We start from the raw sequence: 8,467 nt of genomic DNA, 5'->3' as shown, positions 1-8,467 counted from the left end.
CGCCGGGTCCCGCCGTCGCCGCGCCCCCACAACACCCCCCCGCTCGCGCTGTCGACGTTTCCGCGGTTTCCGCTCTCTGACGCGCCGGCCCCCGCCCCCCCCCGACACACACCCCGGGCCCACCGCATGCCGTGAAGGCCTCCTTCACAGCGCTCAACGCCGCGAAGGACCCCTTCACCACACCACCAAGCCCCCGGGAAAGCACCCACCAGCAAAACCGCACCCCCCGCACCTACCGACAAAACCTCAATTGAGGGACTCGGAATCCGTCAATGTGGCATTCACGGAGCTGCCTCTCACTCCGCGGCGAGCGAGATCGCGATCTCCTCCAGGACGTTCATCTGCTCCTGCATGCCGATCTCCATACCGGAGCCGAGGATCGTGTCGCGCAGTTCCTTGCCCGACGTCTGCACCAGGATTGACAGCGTCGTGCGACCGTCCACTTCGGTGAACGTGATCGTGTTCACCGGCGCGCCCGCATCGTCCGCAGCGTCCACATCGGACGCTTCGGTGCCCGGCTGTTCGAAGACCTCGGTCATGACGAGCCGCTCGTCCGGCACGATTTCCCGGTACTCGCCGTGGAAAGCGACCTGAAAACCGCCGTTGGCCGTTATGACGTACCGCCAGCGGCCGCCGACCCGCAGATCGATCTCGACGTCGGTCGTCGTGCCGCGGTGCCCGCTCCACCACCGCCGCACCAGCTCGGGTGTCGTGTACGCGCGGTAGACCAGGTGCTTCGGCGCGTCGAACTCCCGCGTGATCAGGATCTGCTCGTCCGAAGGCAGGGTGATCTTCGCCTTCTTGCTCGTCGTCTCCGGCATTTCAGCTCTCCTCGTCCTTCAGTTCCAGCAGTACGGCGTCCAGTCGATCGAACCGCTCCGACCAGGTCCGTTCGTACTTCTTCACCCAGTCGTGGATGGGTTTGAGTGCGTGGCCGTTCAGCCGGTACAGCCGCTGCCGTCCTTCGTCGCGCACGTCGACCGCGCCCACCTCGCGCAACACCCGCAGATGCTTCGACACCTGCGGCTGGGTGAGCCCGAGCAGGCGCACCAGATCGTTCACCGGACGTTCGCCGGCCGCGAGGACGTCCAGGATCTCCCGCCGCCGGGGTTCGGCCACCGCGTTGAACGCGTCCGCCGTCGTCGCTGCTCGTGCCACGAGGACAATCATATGCCGATATGGGTATGCGTCAACCCTCTTGCTCACGGGTCCGATCCCGTGATCTGATTCCGGCAGCGTCGCGGTGTACCCGGCTCGAAGACCGCCGAGGGCATGGAGGCGCCGAATCCCGGGAAGATCCGTGGAATACCCTCTTGACCCCGGCGGCCGTCCGAAGGCCCTCGGGCATCAGCTGATCGAAGTCCATCTCCTGCTCCGCGAACAACTCGCCGAACTCCGTGCGGATGTCGAGTCCTTTCTCGACGGTCGCGCCGGGAAGCCGCGGTCGCTGCGCGCACACTGCCTGGCGTTCTGTTCCGCGGTGACCCGCCATCACACCGGCGAGGACGGGGAGGTGTTCCCGGCGCTCGCGCAGCGGTTCCCCGAACTGCGCCCGGTGCTGGACGAGCTGGCCCGCGATCACCGGGTGGTGACCGGGATGCTGGCCGAACTCGAGACACTGCTCGGCGGACTGCGCCGGGACGCGGGCCCGGCCGAGGTGCGGCGTGTCCGCGCCGAGCTGGACGGGCTGTCCGCGTTGCTGGAATCGCATTTCGGCTACGAGGAGAAGCGGATCGCCTCGGCGCTGGACGCGGTGGCCGCCCGCTGGCAGGACACCACGCCGTCGTTCCTGGATCTCAGGCCCGGTCGGCCGTGAGGTCGAGCCGGAACGTCAGGTACCGCCCGGTCATGCCCTTCATCTTGGTGACACCGAACGCGTAGCGATCGACGCGGCAGGTGGCCCGCAGTTTCAGCCGGGAATCCGCCGTCCGCGCGGATTCGACGCGCAGTTCGAGTTCGTTCGAGTTCCCGCGCACCGTGAGCGAGCCGTGCAGGAACCAGCCTTCTCCGGTTCGCGCGAGCCGGGTGGAGGTGAACGTGATGTCGGGGTGTCTATCGGCGTCGAGGTACTGTCCTGATCGGACAGTGCGGTCACGTGCGGGGTTACCGGTGTCGAAGCTCTTCGCCGGGATCTTGGCCCACGCCGAGGATTCCGTCACGGGGTCGGCCACCCGGATGAAGCCTTCGCGCAGCGCAAATGTGCCGTGTGCCGGGAGGAGGCCGAAAACGTGCCTGGTGCCGAACGAGATCGTCGAGCGGCCGGGGTCGATGCGGTAGGTGCCCTCGGCCGGGATCTCCACACTGTCCTTTGTGGATACTGTGCGCTGCATGGGTTTCTCCTTGTCGGGGTTCAGGAACGGACGGCGCTGCCCGCGATGTGCGGGACGGGAACGCCCAGCGGGCCGGGCAAGGTGAACCGGTACGGCTCGACGATGTCGAAACCGGCGCGCGTGATGGCGGCCTCGCTGTCCCGGTTCGGGCGGCACGAGCCGGGGCGCCTCGTGAACAGTGCCCAGACGTCCTGGCCGCGACGGACCCAGGAGCCCGGCGGCGCGGCGACGTGTTCGCCGAAGACGTACTTCCCGCCGGGGCGCAGAACGCGGTGCAGCTGCGCGAGCACGGCGTCGGGATCGTCGACCGAGCAGAGCACGAACGTCGCGACGGCGGCATCGGCGAACCCGTCGGGCAGGTCGATCCGTTCGCCGCGTCCCGGCAGCACGAGGGCACGGCGGCCGAGCCGTTCGGCCGCGCGCCGGGTCCGCTCGCGGTTGCCCGCGTCCGGCTCGATGCCGATCCAGCGCACTCGCGGCGTGTAGAACGGCAGATTGACGCCGCTGCCGGGGCCCAGTTCCAGCACGGTGCCCCGCAACGGGCCGAGCAGCGCCGGTCGCAGCGTGCCGGGACCGGCCCCCAGGATCGTGGTCATGGTGGAAGCCTCGCTGCCCGGACGTCTCCGGCACATCGGCCGCGTGGCCGTGGCGGGGCCTCCTCCGGTCGGGGGCCATGTCGACTTTGGTCGCTGTCACCGGTCCCGGCCCGGCCGTACGCTCGGGCCGTGCACGAGGGACAGTCCTGTGAGCGGCGGATGATCTGGCCCGCCCTGGCGGTCGGCGTCTGTGTCGCGGCGACCGCCTGGGGCGAACACGTCTCGGGCATCGATCCGCGGTGGCTCGTGCTCGACCTCGTGCTCGGGCTGGGCGGCTGCGCCATGGTGCCGCTGCTGAACCGCGGGCCCGTCGCCGTCACGCTGGTGCTCGTCGTGCTGGCCGCGGTGTCGCCGACCGCGACGCCGCCGTACAGCGTCGGCCTGCTGCACACCGCCCGGTGCCGCCGGAACGCGCTCGCCATCGGCGTGGCACTGGCCGGAGTCGCGGCGCACGCGCTGCGCGGCGTGTGGCGGCCGATGGCCGGGCTGAGCTACGTATGGTGGCTGGTGCTGGTCGTCCTCGGGCACGCCGCGTTCGTCGGCTGGGGTGCGCTGGCGGCGGCGCGGCACGCACTGATCGCGTCGCTGCGGGAACGCGCTCGCCGCGCCGAAGCCGAGCAGGGGCGCCGCGTCGCCGAGGCGCGGGCAGCCGAGCGCACCCGGATCGCCAGGGAGATGCACGACGTGCTCGCGCACCGGCTGTCGCTGTTGGCGACCTACGCGGGCGCGATGGAATTCCGGCCGGACAGTTCGCCCGAGCGGCTCTCCGACGCGGCCGGCGTCGTCCGGGCCACCGCGCACCAGGCACTGAACGAACTGCGGGACGTCATCGTGTTGCTGCGGGACGAGGACACCGCGGCGGACGGCGCCGAGCGGCCGGTGCCGGTGCTGGCCGATCTGCCCGAGCTGGTCGAGGAGTCCCGGTCGGCCGGGACTCCGGTCGAGGTGCAGGACGCCGTGGCCGAACCGGCCGCCCTGCCGGGGACGACCGGGCGGACGGCCTACCGCGTCGTGCAGGAGGCGCTGACCAACGCCCGCAAACACGCTCCCGGCCGGCCGGTGCGGATCGCGCTTGACGGTTCGCCGGGAACCCGGCTCGTCATCGCCGTGTCGAATCCCCTGCCCGGCACCCCGGCGGAGCTCGCGATTCCCGGGGCGGGCACCGGCCTGGTCGGCTTGACCGAGCGGGTGCGGCTGGCCGGGGGCGAGCTCGACCACCAGGCCACGCCGGAGGAGTTCCGGCTTTCGGCCTGGTTACCGTGGCCCGCATGAGTGCAACGATCCGGGTTCTTGTCGTCGACGACGACGCGCTGGTGCGAGCCGGGTTGACGATGATGCTCGACGGCGCCGACGGGATCACCGTGGTCGGCGAGGCGGGCGACGGCGACGAACTCCCCGCTGTGCTCGACGCGCATCCCGCCGACGTCGTGCTGATGGACATCCGCATGGCGCGGGTCAACGGGATCGCCGCCACACGGCGCACGCGGGCTCGTGCCGAGCCGCCCGAGGTCGTCGTGCTCACCACGTTCGACACCGACGAGAACGTGCTGCGTGCACTGCGCGCCGGGGCGAGCGGGTTCCTGCTCAAGGATTCCCCGCCCGCCGACATCGCCGACGCCGTCCGCCGGGTCGCCGCCGGCGATCCGATCCTCTCGCCCCGCGTCACCCGGCGGCTGATGGACCGCGCCGCCACCGAAGCGGGTGCGTACGACCGCGCTCGCGCGGCCCTGGCCGCACTGTCCACAAGGGAGCACGAGGTCGCCGTCGCGGTCGGCCAGGGGCGGACCAACGCCGAGATCGCCGCCGAGCTGTTCGTCAGCGTGGCCACGGTCAAGGCCCACATCACCCGGATCCTGACGAAGCTCGAGCTGGGCAACCGCACCCAGATCGCCCTGCTGGTGCACGACGCCGACCTCTGCTGAATCGTCCACTGTGGACGTCAGCGGCGGGCGGGCGGACTCCCGAGGCCGGCGTCCCGCGCCCGGACGATGGCCTCCGCGCGGTCGGCGACGTGGAGCTTGCTGAACACGTTCGAGATGTGGTTGCGCACGGTCTTCGGGCTCAGGCACAGGGTGCTGGCGATGAAGGCGTTGCTGTGCCCGCTCGCGATGAGTTCGAGGACCTCGCGTTCGCGGCCGGTCAGCTCCGGGAACACCGGGTTGGTGCTGGGCAGCGGCTGGTTGAAGAAGCCGAGGACGCGGTTGGCGATGTCGGGGCCGAAAATGGCCTCGCGCCGGGCGACCGCCTGCACCGCGCGGATGATCTCGTCGGGTTCGGCGTCCTTGAGCAGATAGCCGCGCGCGCCCGCGCGCATCGCGGCGAACACCGATTCGCTCTCGTCGGCCATCGTCAGCATGAGCACGCCGACCTCCGGGCATTCGGCCACGATGTGCCGGGTCGCCTGGATGCCGGACAGGTCGGGCAGGTGCAGGTCCATCACCATGACGTCGGGATGCAGCGCGGCGGCGGCGCTGACCGCCTGCGCCCCGCTCGACGCCTCACCGACCACCTCGATCCCCGGCTCGGCGGCGAGCAGCGTGCACACCCCGAAACGGAAGAGCGGATGGTCGTCCACGACGATCACGCGAAGCCGGTCGGTCATGTGGTCTCCTTCGGCGTCGAAGATCAACCTCGAAAGGCCGGCGCCGGGAAGGCTGTCTCTTCGCCGTCCACGCCGCACACCGTCCGGCCCGAATTAAACACATGGTGAGTATCTCGCGGCGGCAGCGGACGGCCCAAGTGCTTTGGCCCACCGGAGCAAGGGGGAACACCCGTTCGGCCCAGTGGGAGGGGGAGCAAGGGACCTTTACTGCCGCCAAGCGATAGTAAAGGTCCCTTGCTTCGCGCGTACAGAGAGTCGTCAGGCGCCGAGGAACGTTGCAACGTTCTCGTGAGCCCAGTCGGCGAAGGTGAGCGGGGCGCGGCCGAGCAGGCGCTCGACGGTGTCGAAGACGACGTGCTCGTGGGCGTTCGACTCGCGTTTGAGCTCGAAGAACCCGTCGATCGTCGCGGCGGGCCAGCCGTAGGAGAGCATGCGCGCACGGGTCTCTTCGACGGTTTCGAACACGATCTTCAGCGGACGTCCCAGCGCCGCGGAGAGCGTCTCGACCTGCTGTTCCGCGCTGAGCGAAACGCCTCCGCTGAGCGGATACACCTGGCCGTCGTGGCCCGGTCCGGTCAAGGCGAGCGCCGCCACCGCGGCGATGTCGCGGACGTGGATCAGCGCCGAATCCGGGTCACCCTCGGTGACGAGGACGGTGTCGTGCTCCCGGATCGACGGCAGCCAGCCGAACCGGTTGTCCATAAACGCGCCGGGGCGCAAGATCGTCCATTCCGGTCCAGCCTCGCGGACGGACTGCTCCGCTTCCGCGTGACCTCGGGTGATGGCGTCCTGCTGTCCGAAGTGGACACAACTGGTCGAGAGCTTGACCAGCCGGGTCACCCCGGCGGCGGCCGCGGCTTCGGCGACGGTGATCTCCCGGCCGGGGCCGTGGCCAGGAGTGAGCAGGAAGACCCGCTCGACGCCGTCGAGCAGGCGCGGCAGTTCCGAGGGACGGTCGAGGTCGCCCTCGACGACCTCGGCTCGCGGGTCGATCCGCGCGCGGGCCGCGTCGCGGGTCAGTGCCCGGACGGTGGCGCCGGTGTCGAGCAGGGCGGGAACGAGTTCGCGGCCGACCTTTCCGGTGGCGCCGAGAACCAGAATCATGAGATTTCTCCTTACTGGATAACGAAAGTTCAGTGCTTCGAGCGGAGCTGCACGCGCGGCAGCGCGAGGGTGGCGACCAGCCCGATGGCGAGCGCGGGGAGCATCGCGAGGAACACGCCGTGTGTCGCGGCGGCGTAGTGCCCGGTGTCCAGCTCGGCGCTGAACACCGCGCCGAGCGCGACCGGCCCGAGTGCGGAACCGAGCGAGCGGAACAACGCGACGGTGGCCGACACCGCGCCGAGGTCCTCCCGTGCGGCGGTGTTCTGCGCGGCGAGCGAGAGCACCTGGATGTTCAGTCCGGCGGCGAGTCCGAACACCGTGAGGCAGCCGATGACGGCAGGCAGCGTGCTGTGCTCGTCGAGCGTGGTCATCGCGAGGACCGCGAGCAGGCCGAGCGCCATGCTCGTGATCGGCGCCCAGCGATAGCGGCCGGTGCGGCTGATGAGCCGTCCGGAGACGACCGACGAGACCGCGACCGCGAACGTCATCGGGACCAGCAGCACCCCGGCGGTCGCCGGATCGGCCCCGGCTACCTTCTGGAGGAACACCGCGAGGTAGTTGACCGAGCCGAGGAAGGCGAATCCGGCCAGCAGGCTCAGCACGGCGGACAGCGTGAAGGTGCGGTCGGCGAACAGGCGGAGCGGCAGCACCGGCGCTGTCGCGCGTCGCTCGACCAGGACGAAGGCGATCGCCAGCACTACGCCGAGCGGGACCGACCACGGCGTCAACAGGGTGAGGCCGGTGATCGCGCCGCCCAGCAGGAGCACGCCCGCGATGTCGAACGGCGAGTCGCGACGTCGCTTCGGCAGCTGGAGGAACGTGGCCACAGCCACCAGGGCGAGCGCGCCGACCGGCAGGTTGATGAGGAAGATCCACCGCCAGCCGGCGACTTCGGTGAGCAGGCCGCCGGCGACGGGACCGGCCAGCGACGCGACCGCGAAGCACACCGAGAACCACCCGAAGTACTTCGCGCCTTCGCGCGGCGGGAAGAGTTCGCCGATCGTCGCACCCACCGAGACGAAGAGGCCGCCGGACCCGGCGCCCTGGAGCACGCGGGCGACGATGAGCGTGGTCGCGCGGCCGGCGAGCCCGCAGGCCAGTGACCCGGCGAGGAAGAGGACGAGCGCGGCGAGCAGGACACGTTTGCGGCCGAAGAGGTCACCGAGCTTGCCGTACACCGGCGCGGTGACGCTGCCCGCGAGCAGATAGGCCGTGGTGACCCAGGCGAACGAGCCGGTGCCGCCGAATTCGGCGGCGATCCCCGGCAGGGCGGTCGACACCGCCTGCGCGTCCAGCATGCCGAGGAAGACGGCGAGGAAAAGGCCCGTGAGGGCAAGGGGAATGCGGGCGCGCGGAGGCGCCACGGAAAGCGTGGTCAAGGAAAGTCCAATGCAGGAAAGAAGGGACGTGAGGGCCGGGCGCAGCTCAGTGCGCCCCGTCGAGACGGGAAAAGGTTCCAACCGTCACCCGCGCTGGGGTGCGGTCCTCTTCGCGCTCGGAAACCACCTCGGATTCGTCCCGCTCGGCCGGTCGACCCCGGCCGGCGTCCTTACGTGCCGGACAACTGACAGTCCATGACTCTAGACAACTACATGTCCGAAGACAAGCTCTTATTGGAGGACGGGCGTGGTGCTCGTGTCGCGAACGCGTCGTTGGGGACGCTCATCGTCCCCAACGCTCCGTTCGGGACCCCGGCTCGGGCTGGGGTGATGCCGAAATGGGACATTCGCGGCGTCGAGCGTCGGCAATTCGCCATTCGTGACATGCCGTGAAGGCCTCCTTCACGGCGCTCAGCGCTGTGATGGAGGCCTTCACAGCATTCGGGGTCGGTGGGG

Annotated in this window: 10 protein-coding genes; 3 read left to right on the top strand and 7 right to left on the bottom strand. The window is 70.2% G+C overall.

The genetic code is table 11. The annotated features are described in order from the left end of the window. Positions 1-296: 296 nt before the first annotated feature. Together ACFWX1_RS43195 and ACFWX1_RS43190 are read right to left on the bottom strand one after the other, a co-directional pair. Positions 297-821, bottom strand: a complete 525-nt coding sequence (locus tag ACFWX1_RS43195) for an SRPBCC family protein (protein WP_378395702.1) — start codon at positions 819-821, stop codon at positions 297-299. A 1-nt stretch (position 822) separates the two neighbouring features. Next, positions 823-1,158, bottom strand: coding sequence for an ArsR/SmtB family transcription factor (locus ACFWX1_RS43190; protein WP_378395701.1), 336 nt, complete (start codon positions 1,156-1,158; stop codon positions 823-825). A 142-nt stretch (positions 1,159-1,300) separates the two neighbouring features. Between ACFWX1_RS43190 and ACFWX1_RS43185 the strand changes: the two genes are divergently transcribed. Beyond that, complete coding sequence (locus tag ACFWX1_RS43185; protein ID WP_378395700.1) at positions 1,301-1,816, top strand: hemerythrin domain-containing protein; 516 nt, start codon at positions 1,301-1,303, stop codon at positions 1,814-1,816. Here the strand turns inward: ACFWX1_RS43185 and ACFWX1_RS43180 are convergent. After that, positions 1,797-2,330, bottom strand: a complete 534-nt coding sequence (locus ACFWX1_RS43180) for a YceI family protein (protein ID WP_378395699.1) — start codon at positions 2,328-2,330, stop codon at positions 1,797-1,799. The genes ACFWX1_RS43185 and ACFWX1_RS43180 overlap by 20 nt on opposite strands. A 20-nt stretch (positions 2,331-2,350) precedes the next feature. Beyond that, a complete protein-coding gene (locus tag ACFWX1_RS43175) occupies positions 2,351-2,926 on the bottom strand; it encodes a class I SAM-dependent methyltransferase (protein WP_378395698.1) in 576 nt (191 codons plus the stop codon). A gap of 129 nt (positions 2,927-3,055) precedes the next feature. On the opposite strand from ACFWX1_RS43175, the gene ACFWX1_RS43170 reads away from it, so the two are divergent. Both ACFWX1_RS43170 and ACFWX1_RS43165 read left to right on the top strand, forming a co-directional pair. Then, the gene (locus ACFWX1_RS43170) at positions 3,056-4,198 is read left to right on the top strand and encodes a sensor histidine kinase (protein ID WP_378395697.1); all 1,143 of its coding nucleotides are present in this window, start codon (positions 3,056-3,058) and stop codon (positions 4,196-4,198) included. Next, positions 4,195-4,848: a response regulator gene (locus ACFWX1_RS43165; protein ID WP_378395696.1), complete on the top strand. Its 654-nt coding sequence runs from the start codon at positions 4,195-4,197 to the stop codon at positions 4,846-4,848. The genes ACFWX1_RS43170 and ACFWX1_RS43165 overlap by 4 nt, the downstream gene beginning before the upstream one ends. Positions 4,849-4,865: 17 nt before the next feature. Here ACFWX1_RS43165 and ACFWX1_RS43160 read toward each other — a convergent pair whose 3' ends face one another. From ACFWX1_RS43160 to ACFWX1_RS43150, 3 genes are all read right to left on the bottom strand, one after another. Beyond that, a complete protein-coding gene (locus ACFWX1_RS43160; protein WP_378328011.1) occupies positions 4,866-5,528 on the bottom strand; it encodes a response regulator in 663 nt (220 codons plus the stop codon). A gap of 258 nt (positions 5,529-5,786) precedes the next feature. Then, positions 5,787-6,632 carry an NAD(P)H-binding protein gene (locus tag ACFWX1_RS43155; RefSeq protein ID WP_378395695.1) on the bottom strand — a complete coding sequence of 282 codons (846 nt, stop codon included), beginning with the start codon at positions 6,630-6,632 and terminating at the stop codon, positions 5,787-5,789. 29 nt (positions 6,633-6,661) lie between these two features. Continuing rightward, positions 6,662-8,011, bottom strand: coding sequence for an MDR family MFS transporter (locus ACFWX1_RS43150; protein WP_378395694.1), 1,350 nt, complete (start codon positions 8,009-8,011; stop codon positions 6,662-6,664). Positions 8,012-8,467: the final 456 nt, after the last annotated feature.

Origin of the sequence: Amycolatopsis sp. NPDC059021, assembly GCF_042739895.1 — a bacterium.
Taxonomy (GTDB): domain Bacteria; phylum Actinomycetota; class Actinomycetes; order Mycobacteriales; family Pseudonocardiaceae; genus Amycolatopsis.
Note: the sequence above shows the minus strand (reverse complement) of the source record. Positions and strands in the feature narration are given on the sequence as shown.

Bases quoted from the DNA above. Each gene is read 5' to 3' on its own strand.
- ACFWX1_RS43195 (WP_378395702.1), bottom strand. From the start codon at position 821: ATGCCGGAGACGACGAGCAAGAAGGCGAAGATCACCCTGCCTTCGGAC.
- ACFWX1_RS43180 (WP_378395699.1), bottom strand. From the start codon at position 2,330: ATGCAGCGCACAGTATCCACAAAGGACAGTGTGGAGATCCCGGCCGAG.
- ACFWX1_RS43175 (WP_378395698.1), bottom strand. From the start codon at position 2,926: ATGACCACGATCCTGGGGGCCGGTCCCGGCACGCTGCGACCGGCGCTG.
- ACFWX1_RS43165 (WP_378395696.1), top strand. From the start codon at position 4,195: ATGAGTGCAACGATCCGGGTTCTTGTCGTCGACGACGACGCGCTGGTG.
- ACFWX1_RS43160 (WP_378328011.1), bottom strand. From the start codon at position 5,528: ATGACCGACCGGCTTCGCGTGATCGTCGTGGACGACCATCCGCTCTTC.
- ACFWX1_RS43155 (WP_378395695.1), bottom strand. From the start codon at position 6,632: ATGATTCTGGTTCTCGGCGCCACCGGAAAGGTCGGCCGCGAACTCGTT.